Origin of the sequence: Coprococcus sp. RTP31081st1_H1_RTP31081_211007 (genome assembly GCF_040227275.1) — a bacterium.
Lineage (GTDB): Bacteria > Bacillota > Clostridia > Lachnospirales > Lachnospiraceae > Coprococcus > Coprococcus aceti.
Genome location: NZ_JBEHVP010000001.1, coordinates 709735 through 735227, shown reverse-complemented (window position 1 = coordinate 735227; position 25493 = coordinate 709735). Strand labels below are relative to the sequence as shown.

General features: G+C 40.0%; 20 protein-coding genes and 1 pseudogene. All 21 read left to right on the top strand.

What is annotated here, in order from left to right:
* The first annotated feature begins 10 nt into the window (after nucleotides 1-10).
* The 21 genes and pseudogenes from ABUA31_RS03220 (at nucleotide 11) to ABUA31_RS03120 (ending at nucleotide 25493) form a co-directional block, all read left to right on the top strand.
* A complete protein-coding gene (locus tag ABUA31_RS03220; protein WP_349818474.1) occupies nucleotides 11-1129 on the top strand; it encodes a PcfB family protein in 1119 nt (372 codons plus the stop codon).
* Nucleotides 1130-1133: 4 nt separating this feature from the next.
* Nucleotides 1134-3287: a VirD4-like conjugal transfer protein, CD1115 family gene (locus ABUA31_RS03215; protein ID WP_349818475.1), complete on the top strand. Its 2154-nt coding sequence runs from the start codon at nucleotides 1134-1136 to the stop codon at nucleotides 3285-3287.
* A gap of 240 nt (nucleotides 3288-3527) precedes the next feature.
* The gene (locus tag ABUA31_RS03210; protein WP_502879339.1) at nucleotides 3528-3860 is read left to right on the top strand and encodes an electron transporter RnfA; all 333 of its coding nucleotides are present in this window, start codon (nucleotides 3528-3530) and stop codon (nucleotides 3858-3860) included.
* Nucleotides 3861-3941: 81 nt separating this feature from the next.
* Entirely contained in the window at nucleotides 3942-4784 is an 843-nt protein-coding gene (locus ABUA31_RS03205; protein WP_349818477.1) for a hypothetical protein, read from the top strand.
* A gap of 14 nt (nucleotides 4785-4798) precedes the next feature.
* A complete protein-coding gene (locus ABUA31_RS03200; protein ID WP_349818478.1) occupies nucleotides 4799-5368 on the top strand; it encodes a PrgI family protein in 570 nt (189 codons plus the stop codon).
* Nucleotides 5369-5456: 88 nt separating this feature from the next.
* Nucleotides 5457-7835 carry a VirB4-like conjugal transfer ATPase, CD1110 family gene (locus tag ABUA31_RS03195; protein ID WP_349818479.1) on the top strand — a complete coding sequence of 793 codons (2379 nt, stop codon included), beginning with the start codon at nucleotides 5457-5459 and terminating at the stop codon, nucleotides 7833-7835.
* Nucleotides 7836-7983: 148 nt separating this feature from the next.
* Nucleotides 7984-9363 carry an RNA-binding domain-containing protein gene (locus ABUA31_RS03190; RefSeq protein ID WP_349818480.1) on the top strand — a complete coding sequence of 460 codons (1380 nt, stop codon included), beginning with the start codon at nucleotides 7984-7986 and terminating at the stop codon, nucleotides 9361-9363.
* A gap of 41 nt (nucleotides 9364-9404) precedes the next feature.
* Entirely contained in the window at nucleotides 9405-9833 is a 429-nt protein-coding gene (locus ABUA31_RS03185) for a hypothetical protein (RefSeq protein WP_349818481.1), read from the top strand.
* A gap of 110 nt (nucleotides 9834-9943) precedes the next feature.
* Nucleotides 9944-11806 (top strand): C40 family peptidase, encoded by a 1863-nt coding sequence (locus ABUA31_RS03180; RefSeq protein ID WP_349818482.1) that lies wholly within the window; start codon nucleotides 9944-9946, stop codon nucleotides 11804-11806.
* Between the two features lie 152 nt (nucleotides 11807-11958).
* A complete protein-coding gene (locus ABUA31_RS03175) occupies nucleotides 11959-12333 on the top strand; it encodes a hypothetical protein (protein ID WP_349818483.1) in 375 nt (124 codons plus the stop codon).
* Nucleotides 12334-13054: 721 nt separating this feature from the next.
* On the top strand, nucleotides 13055-13486 hold the full coding sequence (locus tag ABUA31_RS03170; protein ID WP_349821196.1) for a TnpV protein: 432 nt from the start codon (nucleotides 13055-13057) through the stop codon (nucleotides 13484-13486).
* Between the two features lie 332 nt (nucleotides 13487-13818).
* Nucleotides 13819-19338, top strand: a pseudogene (locus ABUA31_RS03165) (helicase-like domain-containing protein); the annotation flags it as partial.
* 51 nt (nucleotides 19339-19389) lie between these two features.
* The gene (locus ABUA31_RS03160; protein ID WP_349818484.1) at nucleotides 19390-20004 is read left to right on the top strand and encodes a class D sortase; all 615 of its coding nucleotides are present in this window, start codon (nucleotides 19390-19392) and stop codon (nucleotides 20002-20004) included.
* A 46-nt stretch (nucleotides 20005-20050) separates the two neighbouring features.
* Entirely contained in the window at nucleotides 20051-20371 is a 321-nt protein-coding gene (locus ABUA31_RS03155) for a hypothetical protein (protein ID WP_349818485.1), read from the top strand.
* A gap of 48 nt (nucleotides 20372-20419) precedes the next feature.
* Nucleotides 20420-21115 (top strand): SpoVG family protein, encoded by a 696-nt coding sequence (locus tag ABUA31_RS03150; protein WP_349818486.1) that lies wholly within the window; start codon nucleotides 20420-20422, stop codon nucleotides 21113-21115.
* Nucleotides 21116-21184: 69 nt separating this feature from the next.
* A complete protein-coding gene (locus ABUA31_RS03145) occupies nucleotides 21185-22123 on the top strand; it encodes a DUF6674 family protein (RefSeq protein ID WP_349818487.1) in 939 nt (312 codons plus the stop codon).
* A 231-nt stretch (nucleotides 22124-22354) separates the two neighbouring features.
* Nucleotides 22355-22564 carry a hypothetical protein gene (locus ABUA31_RS03140; protein ID WP_349818488.1) on the top strand — a complete coding sequence of 70 codons (210 nt, stop codon included), beginning with the start codon at nucleotides 22355-22357 and terminating at the stop codon, nucleotides 22562-22564.
* 13 nt (nucleotides 22565-22577) lie between these two features.
* A complete protein-coding gene (locus tag ABUA31_RS03135) occupies nucleotides 22578-22748 on the top strand; it encodes a hypothetical protein (protein ID WP_349818489.1) in 171 nt (56 codons plus the stop codon).
* 24 nt (nucleotides 22749-22772) lie between these two features.
* Nucleotides 22773-23234 (top strand): hypothetical protein, encoded by a 462-nt coding sequence (locus tag ABUA31_RS03130; protein ID WP_349818490.1) that lies wholly within the window; start codon nucleotides 22773-22775, stop codon nucleotides 23232-23234.
* Nucleotides 23235-23448: 214 nt separating this feature from the next.
* On the top strand, nucleotides 23449-23667 hold the full coding sequence (locus ABUA31_RS03125; protein ID WP_349818491.1) for a helix-turn-helix domain-containing protein: 219 nt from the start codon (nucleotides 23449-23451) through the stop codon (nucleotides 23665-23667).
* Nucleotides 23668-23681: 14 nt separating this feature from the next.
* The gene (locus tag ABUA31_RS03120) at nucleotides 23682-25493 is read left to right on the top strand and encodes a phosphoadenosine phosphosulfate reductase domain-containing protein (RefSeq protein ID WP_349818492.1); all 1812 of its coding nucleotides are present in this window, start codon (nucleotides 23682-23684) and stop codon (nucleotides 25491-25493) included.

The following is a 25493-nucleotide window of genomic DNA, read 5'->3' as shown; positions in this document are numbered from 1 at the left end:
GGGTTGAGTGATGTCAGAAGAAATCAGAGAAGCGGTACAGATCATCGAGGTGGCATATGATGGAATTGAGATTGCGATGAAAGTAGGAAGTGGCGGTGTATCGGCAATGCAGAAGGCTTTAGACTTCTTAACGGGAATGCTTGATTATGAGAAATCTCTTGGAAAAACATCCATGCGTAAGCTGCTGATGAAGGGCGGAGATCTTCAGGTTTTGGAATTTGCCGGTGATGATACGAAGAAGGTGGAGAAGTATGCAAAGAAGTATGGAATTTTATATTCTGTGCTTCCGGATGCAGCAAGAACAGATGGGAAGAAAGAGATCATATTTCATACAGAGGCAGTTCCAAGGGCCAACATGCTTTTGCAGAAGATAAGCAGTGGAAGAATAGCAACCTTCGATGATTATCTGAAAAATGGTGATGAAAAGCAGCTAAACAAACTGATGGAATTTTTGAAGTGGCAGAAGAAGGGAAACGAGATTAGCCCGTCACCAGAAAGTGCACGTGCAGATCAGCTGATGGACGGGCTGATTGAGAAAGTAGGCATGTATGCAATGGAGAAAAAAAGCATAAATGCAAATTCGGTATCAGAAAACTTCAGCCTCAATCATGAACAGGCGGAGAATGTAATAAGACAACTGCAGACAATAGGAATGCTTGATAAAGCAGATGCAAATGGAAATCATAAGGTTGTCATGGATAAGGAGGCATTTCAGAACAGAATCAGAGGATATCAGGATCTGGCAGAACGAATGCGGAGAGTGGCAGCGTCTAAGCATATGAATCTATCGGATGTAACTCTTTCAAAGACGTTGATTCAGATAGAAAATGAAAGGGCGGTAAAGACAAGAATACCCGGCACCTGGGGAGAGAAAGCCAGATATGTGTGGATTAAGAAGGAAAATATCATGGATATCTATAATGGAAAGACCATGCTTACTTTCATCGACAGGGATAAGGAGTACAAAATCTATGATGTTGATAACCGTGTGGTATCAACCATGAAGGGGGATAAACTATATTCGGATCATTATGATAAGGTTGAAGCATCTGTTCGTAAGCGCTATGAAAAGTCACAGGCTCAGGATATGCCAAAGACTGTGAAACAGTCAAAACCGAAAAAGAGGTGAAGATATGCAGACAAGTAAGAAAAAGCCATCTGCAGTATTTATAGTAACTGGTGCACTTCTTGCAGCGTATCTCGGATATCTGATCGGTGGGGCATGGAGTGATGGACAGAACCTTATGATATTTATGGAAAGTTTCAACCAGGTATGTCAGAAACCATTTGCAAATTATTTCAATGATAATACAGTGAAGAGTACGGCCATTGCATTAGGAATTTATGCAATGGCTATTTTAATGTACTACACGAGCCAGAGAAATTACATGCCTGGCAAGGAATACGGTACAGCAAGATTTGAATCTCCGCGGAAGGCCAATCAGGTACTGATGGATAAGGATGAAAATTTTAATCGAATCCTTAGTCAGAACGTGAAGATGTCACTGGATTTTCGTAAGTTGAAGTTAAATGGAAATATCTTGATATGCGGTGGTTCTGGGGCAGGAAAGACATTCTATGAAGTAAAGCCTAATCTTATGCAGATGCCAAGGAACTGTTCCTTTATATGTACAGATCCGAAGGGAGAGATACTTAGGAGCTGTGGGCAGATGTTAAAGGATAATGGCTATAACGTGAAAGTAATTAATTTGCTCGAGATGGATAAGTCGGATGGTTATAATCCATTTTCCTATATTCGAGAGGAGACAGATGTTGTAAAGCTTATAACAAATCTGATTTCAAATACCACACCCAAGGGAGCTGCGCCATCAGATCCGTTCTGGGAAAAGGCAGAGGGATTATTTTTACAGGCAATATTTTACTATGTATGGCTCGAGGTGAAGCCAAATCAGAGAAATTTTGAAACTGTGCTTAAACTGCTTGGAGAAGCAGAGGTTGCACAGCAGGGAAAACCATCTAAGCTTGATACACGTATGAAATTTCTGGAGGAAAATAATCCGATGGGAGCAAATCATCCAGCGGTGAAACAGTATAACAAATGTATGCGTGGAGCAGGAGATACCGTAAGGTCTATTATCATCAGTGCAAATTCAAGACTTGCGTTTCTCGAAAACAAACAGGTGCTGCGGCTCCTGTCCAAAGACGACCTGAATCTTGCCGAGCTTGGAATTGGTGTCAATGGCGATGGTGAGACAAAGACTGCATTATTCTGTGTGATTCCAGACAGCGATAAATCCTATAACTTTATCATAGGCATGCTTTATACACAGATATTTCAGGAACTTTATTACCAGGCAGATTTCAACTGCGGAGGGCGACTTCCTATTCATGTGACATTTATGTTAGATGAATTTTCAAATGTTGCGCTGCCGGATGACTTCTGTTCCCTGCTATCAACAATGCGAAGCAGAGAAATTTCAAGCATCATCATTATTCAGAATTTTGCACAGATTAAGGCACTCTTTAAAGATACGTGGGAGACTATACCAGGTAACTGTGATACCTTCATTTACCTTGGAGGAAATGAGCAGAGTACCCATAAATATGTATCGGAGCTGCTTGGAAAAGGTACAATTGATAAGAAGTCAAGTGGCGAAACAAAGGGAAGACAGGGCAGCTCATCAAGAAACTATGACGTGTTAGGGAGAGAATTGTTTACACCGGATGAGGTGAGAAAGCTGGATAACAGAAAGTGTATTCTTTTTATCCGTGGGTTTGATCCAATTATTGATAATAAGTATATTCCGTTTGGACATCCAAAGTTTGCCCAGACAGCAGATGGAGGTGGCAAACCGTATATTCATAACATATTAGAGGCATCGGATATTGTAGGTCCGTCATATGAGCTTTTGTCAGAAAAGGCGCTTAAACATTATAAGACGCTCAGAGAAAAAGGTGAGAATGTGTATATTGATAAGCTGTCTTATGAAGAATTTATGCTTATCAGTGAAAATGAGATTGGAAATCGATTCCAGATACTTGATGAACAGGAAAGAAAAGATCGGTTTGATGAGCAGGAAGCTAAAGAACTCGAATATTCAGATGAGAGTGTAGAGGTACAGAAGAAACGACCAAAGATAAATGGCAGAGATACTATTCTCCGCCGAATGTCGCAGTGGGAGTTTTCGGATGCACAGCAGGAAGAGGCGAAGAAAGCTATGCTTGCAGGAGTGCCAGAAAAAAAGATATTAGAATATTTTTACCCGGATATAGATGTCGAGGAGATGAAAAGAGTCCGAGAAGGGTATGAGAAACCATCAGCATAAAAAGCTGGTGTTTTTTTGTGCCAGAAATCATCCTGCATCAGCTAAAAAGGAGGTGGTTGCAGCATAAACGATTCAGGGAAAGCCTGATTTAAATTTGTTTACCGGGATTATCCCCCGTTTGGATATAAGAATTGAAATTATGCCAGACGGGGTAATACGTCTGGTAATTCAGATCAGAAGGAGATTAATAGTATGGGACAGAGAATAAAGAAAAATGTGGGCATGAGCAATTCTGCAAAGATGAAGAGTACGAAGGATAAGTTAAGACGAATCAGAAATAAGGCTGTTATAGCATGCATGGGCGCGGCAACAGCGGTAATGCTTATGAACACGACATGTTACGCGTCTGGTACAGGAACAACAGCGGTAACACAGCCGCTTGACAACCTGAAGACATTGATAATTGCGGTAATTGGCGCAGTTGGTGTCATCATTCTTGCAAAGAACGTCATGGAGTTCGCACAGGCATACCAGCAGCAGGATTCTTCAACAATGAACTCTGCGTTAAAGGGAATTGTGGCAGGTGTAATGATGGCGGGCATATCTACGGTTTTGACCTTCCTTGGATTTTAGTAATGAATAGGAGCAGAATTGCCGGAGCAGATAACTATCCATATATCTGCTCCGGAATCTGTAACAGGAGGTGAATCAACTATGGATGTATTTAAGCTTGGAGACAAAATCCTCGCATTGCTTGAGATGGTTTTTGGATTTTGGAACAACCAGGTATCGCTTGTATTTGCTATGCTCGGACAGTCACCAGTCAGCTTCAAAGGAGGAGGCCCATGGGGTGTGATTGAAAGTATTGAACCGATATTTGTAGCGGTTGGATCATCGCTTGTTGTCTTGTTTTTTGTTATAGGTTTTTGCAGTGAAAGCATAGACATAAGAGAAGAAATGCGATTCGAGGTTATTTTGAGACTGCTGATACGTGTGGGGCTTGCTGAGTGGTTTGTGGCAAACAATGTCACTATCATGAAGGCATTTTTCACATCAATAGGCAACCTTGTCAATCTGCTTTCGGCAGGATCGTATACAGAGCTTGTAATTGACAGCACGCAGGCAGATGTTATCAAAGACTTGGGATTTGGAGAAAGTCTGATTATGCTGATTCTTGCAGCACTTCTTGCAATCATCATTATAATCTGTGGTTTTTTCATGATATATACAGTGTATTTCAGATTCCTAAGACTGCTAATCATTGTTCCAATGGGTTCAATAGCATTTTCGACAATGGGTGGTAATCGTACAGTTAATCATACGGTTACAGCGTACTGTAAATATTTTTTATCGGTAACTTTTGAGGCCGTGACAATGGCACTGGCGATCATTGTGTGCAACGCATTTATAAATGCGGGGCTCCCGTCATTTACAGGCAGCTATTCTGACTGGGCACAGACGCTGATTTACCTATGTGAGATGACATTTACGATTGCACTGACAGTTGGAAGCGTAAAGGGTGCACAGACACTTACAAGCAAGGCATTTGGATTATAAGGAGGCAAGATAACATGATAATTGAAATTAACAAGGATATCGACCGATATCAGGAGTCAGTTGCAATGGGTCTTTCGGCAAAACAGCTTATATTTTCTGTTGCAAGTGTTGTATGCGGAGTAGGACTGGTATTTCTGCTCTATCCATATATAGGGCTTACAGGAGCTGCTTATGTTGCGATACCAGTAGTGGCACCGATTGCTCTTGGTGGTTTCTATTCGTATAACGGAATGAGTTTTTATGAGGTTATGGGAAAGAAAATTCATTTTATGTTTGGCAACAGAACACTTACTTATGTGTCAACAGAAGGAGAACCAGTAATCAGAGCATATGAGTTTGAAAACAATATATCAGAGAAGAAATCTGGATTATTTGGTTTTTGTAAGAAGCAGTCTGTAACAAACGATGATGCAGCTGAGAATAGTACAGCGGATAATCAGAAAACATTTGATGACACAAGGAAAAAGATGAAAAAGCTGCTGGAGGTCAGCGTTTTATCAGTTGTGGTATTTATGGGAATAGCATTTGCATATAAGTATGGTTATATTGACAAGTTCATGCAGATGCTTGGAAATAAGAAATAGAGACCTGCTTATCAGGTCGGAGTAGTTTGGGCATAGCCGGAATTACTCCGGTTGTGCCTTATTTTTGGAAAATAAGGAGGATAAACAGATGGGGTTATTTACAGATGGATTTAAGGAGCTCAAAAAGGCAAGTGAGCCGCTTTTCAAAACGCCGAAATCTATTCAGGAGACAATTGAGATTTTGGCAGTGGCAGAAAATGGTATTTTCGAGGTGGCGAGAAATCGTTACAGCAAATGTTATCTGTTTCAGGATATTAACTATACCACCACAAATGAGGCTGAGCAGATCGATATATTTGAGCGATACTGCAAGCTGTTAAATTCACTGGATTGCAATTTTAAGATCACAGTGAACAACAAGAATAAAAATATGGATGCCATGCGCAGCTCCATTTTGTTACAGGAAAAGGATGATGGATTCAATGAATACAGAAAGGCATACAATGAGATCATTGAGGACAAGATACTAGAAGGCAGACAGGGAATTGAGCAGGAACGTTATCTGACGCTTACGATAGATCGCAAGAACTTTGAGGAGGCTAAGGCGCAGTTTGCAACACTTGAGGCAACTATCCATAAGGCATTTAATGAGCTCGGTGCAGATATTGTTCCTCTTACAGGAAATCAGAGACTTAAGATTCTGCATGACTTTTATCATCTTGGAAATGAAGGACAGTTTGATTTCGATATAAAGCAGGCAAAGAAGGTAGGCGCTGACTTTAGAAATGACCTCTGTAATGGAATGTTGAAGTTTTTTCTGGATAGCTTTGAGGATGAAGGCAAATATTGCAAGGCACTCTTCATAAAGAAATATCCAAGTTCATTATCTGATCGTTTCTTAAACGAGATCACATCACTTCCGGTTCATTCAATCACAAGTATTGATGTGATTCCAGTTCCCAAAGATCTGACAACCAAAACATTGCAGAAAAAGTATTTGGGGATTGAGTCCGACATCATCAAGCAGCAGAGAGTTCGTAATAAGAATAATGATTTTTCATCAGAGATTTCATATGCAAAGAGAACAGAGAAAAAGGAAATAGAAGAGATCATGGATGATGTCAGAGAAAATGATCAGTGCCTTTTTTATGTAGGAGTCACAATTATTATCATGGCGGACTCAAAAAAAGAGCTTGAAAGTATCAGTGAGACTGTGGAGACAATAGGCAAGCGTAACAGCTGTACGATTGATGTTCATTACTTAAAGCAGCGGGAGGCATTAAATACAGCTCTTCCGATTGGTGTCAGGCAGGTTGAGACAATGAGAACTATGCTTACCCAGTCGCTTGCGGTTCTTATGCCATTTAATGTGCAGGAGCTTAATGATGCAGGCGGCAATTATTATGGTATAAATCAGGTAAGCAAGAACATCAATATTGGTAACAGGAAGAAGCTGATAAATGGAAATGGATTTACCTTTGGAGTGCCGGGATCAGGTAAATCATTTTTCTGTAAGATGGAGATGGGTTCGGTGTTCTTATCCGGTGATGATGAGATCATCGTTATTGATCCTATGAACGAGTATTTTGATGTAGCTCATACCTATGGAGGCACAGTAGTAAATATGTCTACTTATACAGATAATTATGTGAATCCGCTTTCCATGGATGTTTGGAATCTTGATCAGAACGATACAAAGGGATGGGTTAGAGAGAAAGGCGAGTTCATGCTAGGACTCTGTGAGCAGTGTATTGGGGATTCGTTAAATTCCCGTCAGAAGTCTATCATCGACCGATGCGTAAGAAAGATGTATATAGATATAGCCAGAAGCAGAGAGAAGTATATCCCTGTCATGAGTGACTTTTATGAGATTCTTATGGCTCAGCCGGAGGAGGAAGCTAAGGAGATAGCCTTATCATTGGAACTTTTTGTCAATGGTTCGCTTAACATCTTTAATCATCAGACAAATGTAGACGTAGATAACCGCTTTGTGGTTTATGGTATACGAGACCTTGGAACAGAGCTTAGCCCGATTACTATGCTTGTTATGATGGAGTTGATACAGCAGCGTATTGTGGAAAATGGAAAGAGAGGAAAGGCGACATGGCTCTATATAGATGAGTTTCATGTTCTTTTAAATTCAGAGTATTCCGCAAAGTATTTACAGCAGCTCTGGAAGAAGGTCAGGAAGCAGGGTGGACTCTGTACTGGTATCACACAGAATGTTGTTGATCTTTTACAGAACTATACAGCTACCACAATGCTTGCCAACTCTGAGTTTGTTGCACTATTGAAACAGGCAAATACTGACAGTGCAAAGATGGCAGAAGTAATCGGCGTGTCAGATGCGCAGCTTCGTTTTGTCACAAACAGTCAGTCTGGTATGGGACTTTTAAAGTGTGGTAATGTTGTAATACCATTTGATAATCAGATCGGAAAGGATACAAGTCTTTATAAGTTATATAATACAAATATTCATGAGCGTATCGCTGAGCAGAAGGCGAGGAAGATGGTAGATACTTTGTAAGATATGTATGGCAGTAGGTTTTCGATTGTGGTAAGATAAAATTCAATAGATAATTTATCCCCCACCTTGGAACTGATAAAAGTGGGGGATAAAGTGGGGGATAAAGTGGGGGATAAAAGTATAAAATATATGTATAAGGGGTGAGAAGATGCAGAATCTTGAGATGATCGTTAAGGAATTAACAGAATATGCCACTGAGGAAGAGTGGTTTGAATTTAAGGAAAACTGGTATGAAGAAAATGGTATAGGGGAGTATATTTCTTCTATGTCAAATGTTGCGGCATTGCTGGGAAAAGAAAATGCGTATTTGGTATGGGGCGTGAATAATGACACACATGAGTTTACAGGAACTACGTTCACTTATCATAGAGATGTCAAGAATGAACCTTTAGAACATTATCTTGCAAGAAATGTGGTTCCAGATATCGGTTTCTATTTTAAGGAGCTAACTATTAAATCAAAGAAAGTTGTTGTACTTGTGATCCCAGCGGCAAAACAAGTTCCAACCGCATTCAATGGTGTTCGATATTTACGTATCGGATCTAGTAAGGTAAATCTTAACAAATACCCAGAGAGAGAGTCACAGTTATTTGACATTTTAAGAAATGGATTTCCAACTATGGAGAGTGAGGAAGCATATGACCAGGAGCTTTCATTCAGAAAACTTTTTTTATATTATGAGGATAAAGGAATAGTATTGAAAAACTCAACTTTTGAGAAAAATCTGGGACTTCGTAATAAAGATGGAAAGTATAATATGTTAGCTCAGTTGTTGTCTGATGACAGTCAGATTCCTATTCGTGTGTCTATATTTAGAGGAAAAGATAAAGCATCACAGCTTTATTCAGTTCGTGAATTTGGCAATAATTGCTTATTATATTCACTGGATAAGGTCCTTGAATATGGAGATGTATTGAATATACCACAGGCAGATGAAAAGAATCGAGTTGTTCAAAGAAAAGAAGTTCCACTGTTTAATCAGGATGCATTTCGTGAAGCAATGATAAACGCTTTTGTTCATAATAGTTGGATAGATGGAAATGCACCCATGATTACAGTGTATAGTGATAGAATTGAAATATTATCAAGGGGAACCTTGGCACCAAAACAGACTTTGAATGGTTTTTATTTGGGGGTATCCGTTCCGGTAAATAGAAAACTTTCAGATATTTTTTTACAACTCCATATTAGTGAACGATCTGGTAGAGGTGTTCCGCAGATAACGAGTGTATATGGAAGAGAAGCCTTTGAGTTTAGAGATAATTCAATAGTGGTTACAATTCCATTTGATATTATGAAAGCAGAAACGGATGAAGTGATTGAAGATAATGAAAAGAAATTAAATGATACACAGCAGAAAATATTAGCAGAGATGAGAAAAAATTCCCAGATAACTCAGCCTCAACTTATGGAAATATTAAATATAGGAAAGACGGCTGTTCAGAAGAATATAACTTATTTAAGGGAAAACGGATATATAAAGCGTGAAGGTGCAAATAAAAATGGAATTTGGAAGGTCTTAAAATGATTATATACAGATAACATTATGCAAAGAATGGAGGAAAAGAGATGGTTGATTTAGCGTTACTTTCATATCGTGATGCTATAGATATGATTATGATATTTTACTCATTTATGGAAGGGTATTTTGAAGAAGAACTGAATAATTCTCCACAAGTAAAAAAGATAGTGGATCTTGGATATGTATATAAGACAGATCAAGGTTTATATGTTTTATCTGAGGCGGGAAGAGACTTTTTTCATGAATATATAAAAGATATTTCTGATAAGTATATTACATTTATGAAAGAAAGAGGTAGTGAAGTCAAAGTTTCGGATGTGCACGAGTGGTATAAAAAAGAATTTGACTTAGTATCTATAAAGGATGCTGAGGATATATGTGAATATATTAGAAAAAATCTTTGCCATTATGGTTATGGATCTGGAATTATACATTCAAGGACGAGGGGCAATTTATTTTCTATAGAAAAAATATAAATGAAATAATGTTACATAAGCCATTTGGGTTTTATCACCCAGATGGCTATTTTTTTGCCCTTTTATCATAAAAAGCGTTGGGCAATGGATGTAGAAGGTAGGTGAGATATATGAAAATCAAAAAGGTGGATAACAAGCCGATGGTGATACACACAAAGAAAAAAGCTGAGCTTCATACACATAAGGCAAGGCATGTGGAGGTTAAGGGAGCAAATGTTTTGACATCAAGCAGGGGGGATAAGGGGAGAACTATAAGTGGCATATCAAAGAACAGGCTGGCAAAGACAAAGATGTCAGAACGAGGCAGAAAGGGCATGTCTGCACATCTGCGTTCAGCTATTATGGAATCAAAGAAGTCTGTCAAGACAAAGACAGGGAGTATCAGGATTGCTGGTTCAGCCGGTGTTCAGATCGCGCTTAGTCAGATGGAAGGTGGAGATGAAATAAGGGATGCCGCTCATATTGCCAATGTGGTTGGAATGCCTGCTATGAGAATAGCAGGTGGCACAACTGATATCGCAAAGAAACAGGCAATTGAAGCTGCGAAGAAGCGTATCAAGAAAGCGAAAGCAGGTAAAAAGATTGCGAAAAAGACAGCGAAGAATACTGCGAAAAAGGCGGCAAAAGAAACAGCAAAGGAGACTGCAAAGCTGGCGGCAAAAGAAACAGCCAAGGTGACAGCAAAGACCGCTGCTACAGTTGCAGGAACAGCTGCAGGTGCTGAGACAGGACCGCTTGCGCCGGTAATTGGTGTTGCTGTGGGTGAGGTAGTTGGGAAAAGGGTTGGTGAAGAAATAGACAAAGCCAATGTGAAAGCTAACAGCAGGAGCCGAAAGATCAGGTTTTTCCTTGATAAAATGAAGGAGAAGGATAAACAGCAGGACAGTGTAGGGAAGATGGTAAGAGATCTTTTGCTTAACAGATTGTCAATACCTGCAAAGAAGATGGCAACGGCTGTAGCGGGATTCTTTCTTATGCTTGTTCTGCTCATTGCGGTCACAGTGACTCCGATTGTAGGCGTGATTGCTGTTTTGTATAATTCACCGTTTGCATTTTTTCTGCCTCCGCTTGAGGAGGGAGATACAGTTACGACGGTGACGAGTGCATATATGCAGGATTTCAACAGGGAGATCAATGACCTGATAAATAAACATTCCGGCTGTGACACAGGACAGATAGTGTATGTAGGTGCGGAAGGACAGCAGGCAGGAAACTATAATGATATTGTTGCTGTGTATATGGTGAAATATGGTGTGGAAGATACTGCAACTATTATGAATGATACTTCAAAGAGGAGACTTAAAGAAGTGTTTGATGATATGTGCTCTTACACAACAAGCACGGGTTCAGAGCAGGTAAAACAGGATGACGGGAAGAAAGTTAATCGGACAGTATTTTATGTAAATGTAAAGCTGAAGCATTATACGGATATGATTACCGAATATGCCTTTGATGATAACCGCAAAGAACTTGTGGCGCAGATGATGTCAATGTTTGGTTCGTCAACAGGGGTCACACCGCAGTCGTCATTAACTCAGCAAGAGATAGACGACTGGGTTAAGGATATAAAGGATGCAAAGCAGAAAAAAGCGGTAACATTTGCACTGACAAGGGTTGGATATCCATACAGTCAGGAACTCAGACACAGCGGGCGTGCTTATGATTGTAGTTCGCTGGTTTACTATGCCTGGCTTGAAGCCGGAGTAGATATCAGCTATGGCGGTGCAACCACAGCGGGATATGAAGCACAGGGGCTTGATCTGGCAGGGAAAGGTGTCAGGTATGAAGATATACAGCCAGGGGATCTGATTTTTTACTGCTTCGATCCAAATGAAGGAGGATATCTGCATATCGGTCATGTGGCGATATACGTTGGAAATGGAATGATGGTTGATGCAAGAGATACTGCGTATGGTGTGGTGTTCAGGCAGGTTGTGGCACCGGATTGTATTGTATTTGTTGGAAGACCATAGGTGAAGCTAGGGCAGGAGATCTATTCCCTGCCCATTGTTGTGAAGAAAAAGATGTGTCAAGTCTTCTATGAAAACTTGATATGTAGCCAATGATGCACGCGCCGAAGGCGATTTTGCATGGCTAGTGTTGAATAAGAAGGAGGAACAGATTTATGTCTAAGAAAAACAAGATGGACAAGGTACTTAAGAATATGGAGTATCTGATAAAGGAGCTTCAGAAAGAGTGGGATGAGTCAAAGGAGACGAAGCATACAATTATGCTAAGCGTTGATCAGGCAAAGGTGGTTAGGACAAAGCTTCAGGAACATATCACATATATCGGTGAAATGCTTGAGCATGATGATGTACTTTCGTTCAAGGAGAGCATGCAGTTTTGCAAGCAGAATTATGTAACACTCAGACTTGGAAGAAAGATCATTGCAGAACATGAGAAATTGAAAAGTTCTGGTGAGGATGTTATGAGACTTCCGCTTGATCGTGAGGAGTACAAGGCATATAGGGAGATTCGTGATCTTATAAAGGAGTAGGCGGAGGTAGCATAGATGGGAGTAGATAATAAGGTAAGGCAGATATATGAACAGGTGATTCATGAGGTGACACAGTCACAGGATGCCTGGAAATCTGTTCTTCGGCTTGCGGGACAGATATACCGTTACGAGTTTGATAACATTCTTATGGTATATGCCCAGAAGCCGAATGCTACTCTGGTTGCTGACTTTGACACATGGAAAAAGGTGGGTAGATTCGTAAAGTGTGGCAGTAAGGGAGCTGCCATCTACCCATCAAAAGCGTTAAACCCATATATGCGGTATGTGTTTGATATCAGTGACACCGGAGGGAGGCAGACAAAACTCACATGGGATTTGGAAGGAGACAGTCTTGAAAAATTCATGGATTATCAGACAGAAAATGGCAGGTATCCAGCGTATGAAAGACTATCAAGAGAAGACTCAGTAACCGCATTAAAGGACTTTACAAAACAGATGGTTCAGGAGATAATGGAAGAGAAATTCGGAGAACGTATTTCCGAATTTTCACAGATTACAGGCAGTGTGATTATTGAAGAAAACGAAAAACGTGAGAGCTTACAGCATGTAGATGATATTTATGATATAGTGAAGAAGAGTATTCTGTATGTTGTAGGTACGAGATGTGGATTTGACTTGTCTGCAGAAGAACAGGACTTCAGTCAGATTGTAAACGTAACAGATGAAGATATGATTTACCGTCTTGGTTCTCTCATATGCGATGTCTCCTGTAATGTTCTTAGAGCATATGGAAGGGACTGCGAGGCAGCCACCAAAGAAAGGAGAATTGTATATGGCAGTAGAGATGAGCTACATGGAAGTAGACGGGATTTTGTACCCAGATCTTCAGATGCCGGACGAGACGGAGAGCCTGACTCAGATCGGGAAGTACGGACTTCTGGCAATGAATTATCTGAAGGAGAACGAGGAGGCGAGGTACAAGAGCCTGCTGCGGTTTGGAAGGATGACAGAGAAGATGAAGGAAGTGGACGAGGAAGCAAATCAAATGTTAGATCAGTTGATAACACAGTATCTGAAATCACACAGACCAGTACATCCGAGCAGTACCATGGAGATGTGGAAACTCAGAGAACAGGCAAAGATGATGGCGGAAGAGATCGTCCTCACGGAAATAGTTTACAGGTATCATTAGAGGATGATGAAGAACTTAATAAAGAACTTAATAAAGAACTGAATGAACTTGATTCATTTGGTATGGGAAAGGAAGCAGTCACATACAGACAGGCTTCCTTTTTTGATGCAGAATTTGGCACTGATTTACAGAATCATATGCAGAATACAAATGATTCATATATAAAGCCGTTTGAGTCAGATAAAAAAGAAGCACTATCAGGTAAATATAATTATTTGAATCCAAAGAAGGAAACAGTGATTCCAGCAGGCTATATAAGGCAGGTACTTCTTCGTGGTTCAGGCTTTGCAGGCGGTAATGGCAGGATTTGTAAAATATATGAAAACGAGTTTGACGCGGGGACAAGGGCGAAAGAAATTCGTAAGGAATACGGAATGGGTGGTGCTGGATGGCCAATAGAAGGATATGGACTGCATGGGTACGACACATTCAAAGGAAGTGGTATTCGTTTACAGTGGAGAGATGAAGAGGGTGAGAAGGAAGGGTATGTTTCTTGGAGAACAGTTGAGGAGGAAATTGGTGCTCTCATAATGACAGGAGAATATCGTCCGGAAGCGTCAGAGCAGATACTGGATGATTTCGCAATACCGGATGAACCGGAAAGCTACGATTCAGTCCGGAGAAATGAACTGGAACAGTATGACGCGCTAGAAAATGAAGATATACTGGAAAATGAGATTACAGATGAAGAGCTTGCCATAGAAGACCAAATGGTGACGATGGCAGAATATAGTGAAGAGCTTGAGAATGAAAAGCAGAAAGATGAAATGGATGTATCCTATGTTGTTCCAGCTGATAAATCAGGAGGACCAGTTCCTGAAAAAAGAAATTATCATTATAATCTCTGGGATCTTCCTATTGGTGGTGCAAAGACAAGATACAAATGGAATATTGAAGCAATAAAACTGCTGAAAACATTGGAAACAGAAGGAAGACTTGCCGGATATGAGGAACAGAAGGTGCTTTCAAAGTATGCAGGCTGGGGCGGAATACCACAGGCATTTGATGACAAAAATTCTGAATGGGAAAAGGAGTATGCTGAGTTACATGCTTTGCTTAACGATGAAGAATATGCAGCGGCAAGAGCAACAGTAAACAATGCATTTTATACTTCGCCTGTTATATGCACCTGTATAAATCGAGCACTTGTAAGTTTTGGATTTCATGGCGGTAATCTGCTAGAGCCCAGTATGGGAACGGGTAACTTCTTTGGGAGTCTTCCGGCTAGCATGCGCAGTGCAAATTTATATGGTGTAGAGCTTGATTCGATATCAGGAAGAATTGCAAAGCAGCTTTATCAGACAGCAAATATCACTATCGGTGGTTTTGAGCATACAGAGTATCCTGATAATTTTTTTGATGTAGCGGTTGGAAATGTACCATTTGGAGATTATAAGGTCTTTGATAAAAAATATAACAAATACAACTTTCGTATTCATGACTATTTCCTTGCAAAAGCGCTTGATCAGGTGAGACCTGGTGGTATTGTGGCATTTGTCACAACAAAGGGCACGCTAGACAAGAGCAATCCTGCAATAAGACAGTATCTTGCACAACGGGCAGAACTGATAGGCGCAGTGAGACTTCCAAATACAGCATTTAAGGACAATGCCGGTACAGAAGTAACATGCGATATTCTGTTCCTTCAGAAAAGAGAGCGCAAGATGGATGTGGAGCCGGACTGGGTGCATCTCGGATATACAGATGATGGAATACCAATAAATTCTTATTATGTAGAGCACCCGGAGATGGTGCTTGGACACATGGAATATGATAACCGTATCTATGGAAAAGACAGCAGATATACAACCTGCGTCAATCTTGATCCGGAATTTAATCTGTATGAGGCATTGAATGAAGCGGTGCAGAATATGCATGCAGAACTTATAGAATTTCAGCGTCTAGAAGAGGCAGAGGAGAAAGGCGAGGATATCATTCCAGCAGATCCCGATGTTCGAAATTTTTCATTCTGTTTTGTAGACGGAAAACTGTATTATAGAGAAAACTCCCAGATGTACCGAAGGGAGGTGTCAAATACAGTGGAGGAAAGAATCAGGGCAATGGATGAAATAAGAGCTGCTACAAGACATTTGATTGATATACAGACAGAAGGATGCAGTGACAAGCAGCTTGAAAAGAAACAAGGAAAATTAAATGAGAAGTATGACAGATTTGTAGAAAAATATGGTCCTATCACATCGCAGCCAAACAGCCGGGCATTTCGAGATGACAGTGATTATCCGCTTCTTTGTTCGCTGGAGGAGGTTGATGAGGATGGACATGTGAAAAAGGCTGATATGTTCTATAAACAGACGATCAAAGCAAAAATGGTAATAGATCATGTTGCAACTGCCGTGGAGGCACTGAATGTCTCAATCAATGAATTTGGAACAGTCAATATTCCATATATGCTCAGTATATATGAGCCGGATCTTACAAAAGCAAAAGCTTCATTTGTAAAGAAAGCAGGACAGGACATTGATGAGATTACGTTCTCGGAAGAGGCTGAAAAAGAACTGAAACGTGCAGTCATGATCGATGAACTTTCTGGACTGATATTCTTAAATCCGTCAGCGTATAATCCAAATAATCCGAATTCTGGATGGGAGACAGCAGATGAATATCTTTCAGGTAATGTGAGGGATAAGCTTAGAATTGCCAGAGCTGCTGTGGATGCTCCAGATATTTTGCCGGAGGAAAGGGAGTTATTTCAGAAAAATGTATCTGCGCTTATGCAGGTGCAGCCGAAAGATCTAGATGCTTCTGAGATAGATGTGAAGATAGGAACCACATGGATAGAACCGGAGGATTACGAACAGTTTATCTACGAATTGCTTAACACACCTAAAAGAGCAAGGGCTGCAAGAAGCCAGTGGTATAGCAGCGGAATACAGATACACTTAAACAAACTGAATATGGAGTGGTTTATCGAGAATAAATCCATGGATAAGCGTTCAGTGGCTGCAACCAGAACTTATGGTACAAGCCGCATGGACGCTTATTCTATTTTTGAGAACACATTAAATCTTCGGACGGTTACTGTTAAGGACCGGATTGATGATGGAGATGGTAAATATCACTATGAAGTCAATAAAAATGAGACGATGCTCGCCAGAGAAAAACAGAATCTGATGAAGGACGCATTTAAGGAGTGGCTGTTTTCTGATCCGGATCGAAGAGCAAAATATGTGTCATATTACAATGAGACTTTTAACAATGTGAGACTGCGTGAGTACGATGGAAGTTACCTGCAGTTTCCAGGAATGAATCCCAAGATTGAACTGAAACCTCATCAGAAAAATGCTGTGGCGAGAATCCTGATGGGTGGGAATACACTGCTTGCCCACTGTGTAGGTGCAGGAAAGTCATTTGAGATGATGTCGGCATGTATGGAACAGAAGAGACTTGGACTCGCAAATAAGACTGTGATGGTTGTTCCAAAATCATTGATCGGTCAGACGGCAAGTGAGTTCCTGAGACTTTACCCCTCAGCGAATATACTGGTTGCTACAGAAAGAGACTTTGAAAAGAGCAGAAGAAAGCAGTTTATATCGCGTATTGCAACAGGCGATTATGACTGTATTATTATGAGTCATTCTCAGTTTGAGAAGATACCTATATCGGCTGAGAGGAAGAAAGCCATGATAGATAGGCAGATAGAGGAAATATCGTATTCTATAACAGAGATGAAAGCGAGAAATGGCGAGCGATGGACAATCAAACAGATGGAAGCACAGAAGAAAAAGCTGGAGGAGCAGATAAGGGAGCTTACAGATGAAAGCAGAAAAGATGACCTCATCACTTTTGAAGAACTGGGGATTGATTCCATCATGGTAGATGAGGCACATGGGTTTAAGAATCTTGCCATATTTTCAAAGATGAATAATGTGGCTGGCATAAGTTCCACAGGATCAAAAAAAGCAACAGATATGCAGATGAAATGTCAGTATATATCTGAACTGAATGGTGGCAGGGGAATTGTATTTGCAACTGGCACACCAATCAGCAATACCATGTGTGAGCTGTATGTCATGCAGCTTTATCTTCAGAGAGAGAAGCTTGAGCAGATGGGAATATATCACTTTGATGCATGGGCTGCGAACTTTGGCGAGGTGACGACGGCACTGGAGCTGACAGTTGAGGGCAGTGGATTCCGCTTTAAGAGCAGATTCAATAAATTCACAAATCTTCCAGAACTGATGAATGTGTTTCGAGAAGTGGCAGATGTACAGACAAAGGATATGTTAGATCTGCCTGTGCCAGAGCTTAGAGATGGCAAGTATGTTATTGTGGAAAGTGAGCCTGACTGGTACGTAAAGCAGGTTATGGAGGAATTTGTAGCAAGGGCAGAACGCATTCGTGGGGGTGGAGTTGATCCTAGTGTTGATAATTTCTTAAAAATTACTCATGAGGCGAGGCTGCTTGGAACCGATGCAAGACTGTTAGAGGCAGCGGCTCCCAATAATCCGGGTGGCAAGCTCAATAAGGTTGCTGATAATGTCTTTATGGAATATGAGAAGGCAGAAAATGAAGGTAAGATAGGATGTCAGCTGATATTCTCTGATATCGGTACACCAAAGGAAAACTGGAATGAATCCATGCTGACGGAGGGTTACTGGAAACATTCAGGAAATGAGGTTAGAGCATCGGGTGAATTTGATGTTTACAACTACTTGAAAACAGAACTTGTAAGAAAAGGAATTCCAGCAGATGAGATTGCATTTATACACGATGCAAAATCGGATGCACAGCGTGAGACACTATTTAAGGACATGCGTACCGGTAAGAAGAAAGTTCTGATTGGTTCAACCGATAAATGCGGCACTGGTGTAAATGTGCAGACACATCTTGTAGCCATGCATCATGTAGATTGTCCGTGGAAACCATCCTGTATCGAGCAGAGAGAGGGACGAGGACTCAGGCAGGGAAATGAGAATGAGTCGGTTGCAGTTTACCGCTATGTGACAAAGGGAACATTTGATGCATACAGCTGGAGCTTGGTTGAGAATAAGCAGCGCTTTATAAGTCAGGTTATGACAAGCAGGGCTGTTTCAAGGACATGTGAAGATATTGATGAGGCGACGTTGTCATACGCAGAGATAAAGGCAGTAGCAACAGGAAATACCATGATCAAGGAAAAGATGGAGATAGATAATGATGTACAGAGACTAAAACTTTTAAAGGCAGCCTATGACAGTCAGAAATATGGCCTTCAGGATAATTTCATAATTCGGTTTCCCAAGCTCATCAAAGCTGCAGAGGAGAAGCTTGCCTGTGTGAAGCAGGATGTGGAAATGAGGGATCAGGCTGTACTTGCCAGCGTAGACTTTGCGATAAAAATAGGAAATATCACATTTACTGAGCGGGCTGACGGTGGTACAGGTATGCTTGAAGCTATATCAAGGTGTAAGACAGGTGAGACAAGCAGTATAGGAACGTTTAAGGGCTTTGAGCTTTTGGTGGAGAAAAACTTCCTTGATATCAACTACCTTGTACTTAGAGGAAAGACAGATTACAAGACTGAGCTGTCAACAAGTCCGGTAGGAAATATGGTAAAGCTGGAGAATCTGTTTAATGGAATACAGGATAATATTGAATTTCTGGAAAAGAAGATAGAGCAGTATAAAGGTGACCTTGAAGCATCGAAGACTGAATATGAAAAACCATTTGCCTATGAGGAAGAGCTTAGAACAAAACTTGCCAGGCAGGAAGAGTTAAATGCTATGCTGGATCTTGAAAACAGCAGGACATGTGATTCGGACATTGCAAGAAATGATAGTACAAGAAAAGAGAGCAGCGTGGCAGAAAGTAAAATGATATATGGCATAGAGGATAAGGACACAAGAAGATAGAAAAACAATAACTGTCAGACTATGGACAGATGATACCGGGGAGGTTGCAGGGTGAGAAAAAATATAATAACAGTTATCTGTATCATAACAGGGATTGCCATATGTGCAGTCCCTTTTTATTACCATTCTCATGGTCTGGTAGAGACAGATAAGCTGATAAAGCAGTTTGAACAGACCGTGGAGAAAAAAGATGGCGTAGAAACTAAAGAGGAAAAGCAGGCTGAGAAAAAAGAGAGTCTTAGTAAAGAGGATAAGGCCATTTTATTCGAAGAAGATGTCATTGGCATCATTTCCATCAAAGCCATAGATATCAGATATCCGATTGTGGAAGGAGCGATCGCTTATGCGATAGGACATATGAGTGAGACAGCAGATATAGGCGAAAGAGGCAACTGCGTTTTGTGCGGTCACAATGGAAGTAGAAATGGAATTTTCTTTACAAATCTATCACAGCTTAAAACCGGGGATGAGATTGAAATCCTTGATAAAAAGGGAAATAAGCATGTGTACAGGGTGGCAGAAACAAGCATTGTAGAACCGCATGATGTCACAGTAACGGAACAGGCAGATAAAGAAAGGCTAACACTCTTTACCTGTGCAAATTATGGCACTCAGAGATTTGTCTGCAAATGCACTCCAGTAAAGGCAGGTGATAGCGACGACTAGAAATTGCAGATTTGAAGAAACAGAAGAAATCATAGAGCAGATGGATATGTCTGGGATTGCAGATGATATGGCAATTACAGAGGATAATATTCAGATTGTTATAAGCGGGTATTACGTGTATCTGGAAAGTATTGGAATAAAACTCCATAAAGGCATTATCTGTTATTTTGACGAAGAGGAGCAGATGTTCATGCCAGATGAAGCGGTGACTGTTATTTACAGGGAAGATTCTGACAGAAACAGATATATATGCTATGAAGCAGAGAACATGGAAGGGGCACTCTATGATTATTTGGGTGGAAGAATGACAGCAGGAGAAATTGCAAATCTTCCATGTGAGATTATTACAGAAAACATGAACAAATAAAGGAAAGGAAAATGCAGGTGAATATATGATGCCTGCAAGGATAAATGTATGAAATATACAATTAAGGTTAATGAAGTTAAAAAGCAGGATAGTAATGTGAAGGGATTCGCAACTGTGGTATTCGGGGATTCCTTCAAGATAACAAATATCGCAATTGTCCAGAACAAGGAGAACGGGAAGCTCTTTGTATCAATGCCGAGATATAAGTCAAATGAGAGAGATGAGAATGGGGCGACAGTATTTAAGGATGTATGCAATCCGATCACGTCAGATTTTCGTGAAGAACTCTATGGCAGTATTCTGGCTGAGTTTGAGTGTGTTAAGGATCAGGGGCAGCCTGATCGTGGTTACGCAAAGGAGATAGAGCCGCCACAGTTTTCCGTGACAGTGAGTCCGTATGAGAGGGAAGGTAGCAATATCCGCGGCCTTGCAAGAATTTATTTTGAGGACTGTTTCATAGTCAACAATGTAAACATTCTTCAGGGCAAGGAGAAGGTATTTGTATCAATGCCATCGTACAGAACCAAGCAGAAGGATGAAAAAGGTAGGGATATCTATCAGGATATCTGCTACCCGGTGACGAAGGACTTTCGTGCAAAGCTTTATGGTGAGATTGAGAAGGCATATGAGGAGGCAAAGGAAAAGCAGAGACAGGAGGTTGGTGGTATACAGCAGAAAACAGAAACTGTGAAGAATACAGATAAGAATAAAACCTCCAGTGCAGAAACTTTGCCATTTCGTTAGAAGAAAAAGAAATCAAAGGTCAGGCGGCATCTGATAAATTGGGTGCTGCCTGGTGGAAAGGAGTAGACTATGGAAGAGACAACTAAAGCGTCAATGACTAAGGATGAAATGATAATGGAGCTGATCGAGCTGCTAAAATCAAATGACAGAGGACGTCAGGCTGGAGATGTATTTGAGATGGCAGCTTATATTAATATTATCGGCAATCGCTTAGATCAGATGACGCAGGAAATAAATCAGATGCGCAAGGAAATGCAGGCGATGCGTGATGAACAGGTATCAAAGAGTCTGAAAGAAGTCTTATCAGATGTGGTCGGTAAGGCACAGTCGCGATGTAATGAGATGAAACAGAAACTTCTTGAGGCGAAAAATGATATGGAGATAAAGGCTGCAGAGATTGTAGGTGACTTTAGGCAGAAGGGGAAAGAGGCTCTGAACAAGGTGGCTGACTTCCTCGGGGTAAAGGAGAAGCTGTCAGAAATCCGTGAGAAAGTACGTGAGGGAATCCGTGAGACAGACCAAACACTTGCAAGAATTGATGGATTCTCAGAAGGTATGAGAACCGCGAGTCGTCAGATCGCAGACAGCTTCCGCGCGCTTGCTGGCAGGGAGAAAAAAGATTATGTGCAGGATGATATAGCCCGTGATAACCAGACATATCTCCGTAAACCATGGGAGTGGCAAAAGAAAGTTTATACTGGGCTAGAACTTCACCTCGATGTCGCCATAGACAAGGTAGATAATCTTCGTCTCGATGTCATGGATAGACGCATGCAGGAACTAAAAGATCGCAGGAAAGAGTCAAAGTCAGAAAATAAGGAAAAATATAGAACATCGGAAAGAGAAACATCACAGCTCTCTCCTGGGCGATTAGCTGTAGTTGCTGAGGAACAGCCGGTATATGGAGCTGATGCTTTTGAGACCTATATGGCAAAGCAGAATGGGAAAAAGAATGTAATGGATACGATGATAAATCGGGGGCAGATGGATAAGCGCAAGGGAAGATAGTGAAACTTTTACGCTGCTGATAGATATATTATGGGACGTGGGTAAGTGATTATTGCCTGCGTCCTTTTTTGTCGCCGGTGATGCGACCGGTGGATGGGGAAAGACGTGTAAAATAAGCTACATGTACAGATTATTGGACATACATAATGCTAAAATTTAGCATATAGAAGAAAGAAAATACAAGGACAGAACATATAGGTGTCGTAAATCATATGAGTGGAGGCGATGATTATGCATATACTAGCATTTTTACTGATGTTTATAGTGTTTTCTATATCCGCAGCTTGCAAAGGAGATTTTTCAGGACTTGAGGCAATTGGAAAAGGAATAGGATTTTTGATAATTCTGTTTGTTATGCTGTGGCTATTTACGCAGCCTGCATTGTTGATAGTTGTTATAATAATAGGGGCGATTGCAATAATTGCCTTTAGTTCAAAATAGGAGATGTCAAATTATGATTTTATATGCAGAACTGCACAGACCAGATTCAGAAGAAAATGTATCAAGAATCATATTGTCGTATAATATTGAAAAAGAATGCGAGCAATTTTGCGTATCCATTGATGATTATATGATAAGAACACTAGAAAACAATCCTGAGTTTGACAGAGTATATTGTAGATAATTTATTAAAGGACAGGTGGTATTTATGAAGAAAGATTCATTCGTAGCAGGTTTTTGTATAATTGCGTTAGTTGTCATTGTTTTGTACATAATTGGTGCAGCAAGTTCAGCAAATGAACCTAAGTGCATAAAGTCTGGATGCGATAATAAACAAGCATCAGGCAGCAGTTATTGTTATCTGCACAAGCCATACAAGAGGAACAATGGTTATTCAAACAATTCAGATAACTCATATAGTCACTCAGCAACTACTGAGATCACAAAAAGTAAATATAATAATACATCATCTGGAAGTACAGTGAGTGCGACAACGGAGTCATCTTATAAACACAGCTCATCAAGTACTGGCAGTCCATATAAGTCTTATGATGATGGCTACGATGCAATCTATGACGATGATGATTATGATTGGGATAGATACAACAGTGATCCGGATTATGCTGATGGTGTAGATGATGCCATGGACGAGATGGGGGATGACTGGTAAGAAATGTGTGTAAAAGCATTGTGGTTGAATAATTCTTGAAACCGCTGATTCTGAAAGCAATCTGAAAACGATTTGAGAATGGTGTTACTTAATAGTGCGTTCGCTCTATTTTTGTTGAAAGAGTACAACAAAAATGTTATAATTTTGTAGAATTTTATTGATATATCATGGTGGCGTATCATTGTGGTAGTTATGTGATTCGAGAGGTAAAAATATGTCAGTAAGCTACAAAAGACTGTGGAAGTTGTTGATTGATAAAGATATGAAAAAGAAGGATTTGGTCGAAACAGCAGGAATAAGTACATACACAATTAATAAGTTGAACCGTGGAGATAACGTTACAACTGATGTATTGGTTAAGATTTGCAAGGCTTTGAATTGTAGCTTTGATGACATTATGGAAGTTGTAGATGATAATTCGAAGAATGAATAGACTAGGAGATTGTTATGATAGAGAAAGTATGCCCATTCCATGGTATTCCTACTCCAGAAGGAAGATGTATGAGAAAGGAATTCAATGAAGAGACTGGAAAGATGGAAGAATGTCTGGCAGTACCAAAAGATTCATCCACGATTTATTGGTGTAAGAAGCACAGGATTCCTATATTTGATAAAAGATGTGCTTGCTGTGAAAGAGATTATGAATTGAATGGCATAAGGTTTGATTCAGACACATTCGAATATATAGGTACTGATATTAGACCTGTTTTTCCAGAAGAACAACTGTTGGTTGGAATAACTCTTGATAAAACAAATCCTATAGCGCTAATTGATAAATCTGTTTGGTATAATGGACATTCATATATTGTTGATGGTGAAAAGGTAAGACTCTCAATCGATGAACTTAATTCCCTTTCGTTAGAAGAAATAAAGGAAATAAAGAATTTGATTGAACAGTATATTTATTTGAATGATGAAAATGATGAGGAAGCATTTAATTCAAAAGTAGATTATTCTACTTTTAATCAGGTCATATCAGATTTTGTTTATGCAAATAAAGTTAGGTTTAGTCAGATTGAGAAAGAAGCCATTGAACATATACAGATGTGGGCTGATAAGTATGATAAGAAGAGCAGATTTGTATCATTTAGTGGAGGTAAAGATTCTACGGTAGTATCTTCACTAGTTGTAGATGCAATTGGGAGCAATGAAGTGTTACATATTTTCGGTGATACTACATTGGAATTTCTCACTACAGAAAAATATAAGGAAAGATTAAAAAAAACTATCAGACCAGCTTATTTTAGAACGGCAAAGAATAGAACAAAGAACTTTGAAGCATTATGTTCGGTATATGGTCCACCATCTAGAGTTATGAGATGGTGTTGTACTGTTTTCAAGACAGGAGCTATTACCGATTCGATGAATAAAACGTTTAAGAATCAGACAAGTGTACTATCATTTCAGGGAATAAGAAAATATGAGTCTGTAAGTAGAAGCAAATATGATCGTGATAGTGATAGCTCAAAAATAGCAAAACAAAAGACCGTATTACCTATTTTTGAGTGGACAGACTTTGATGTTTGGTTATATATTTTGACCAAAAAAATAGATTTCAATCAGGCGTATAGATTAGGATATTCACGTGTAGGATGTTGGTGTTGTCCAAACAATGGTTCATGGTCAGAGTTCTTGTCAAAGATATATATGTATGACAAATATGTTCATTGGAGGGAAGTCCTAATTGATTATGCAAGACAGGTGGGGAAACCAGATCCAGAAGAGTATGTAGATAGTGGAAATTGGAAAGCAAGACAAGGCGGAAATGGATTAGAGGCATCTAAAACATCAATTTTATCATATGAGCCATGTGCAGTAGAAAATGATACGTATAATTATGAATTACAGCAGCCGATAAATGAACAGTTGTATGAGCTCTTTAAACCGTTTGGAAATTTGAATTTTACACTGGGGAATAGACTTGCTGGAGAAGTATATGTCGTAGATAGAATTGGTAATCCTGTTTTGATATTAAAGGGACGGATAGGAACAACAAATTTTAAGGTAACAATTAAAGACAAGAAAAATATTACTGAGGGAAAAATTAATTGTCAGATAACTAAATTCCAAATGTGCTGTGCGTGTAGAGCATGTGAGAGCGTTTGTCGAATGAATGCGATTAGGATAACCGAAGATTCAAATGGAGAAGTATCATATCATATTGATGAAACTAAATGTGTTCATTGTGGAGAATGTATAAATCATTTTAACGGTGGTTGTTATATGAGAAAGGTACTAACAATAAAGAGAGGCAACTAA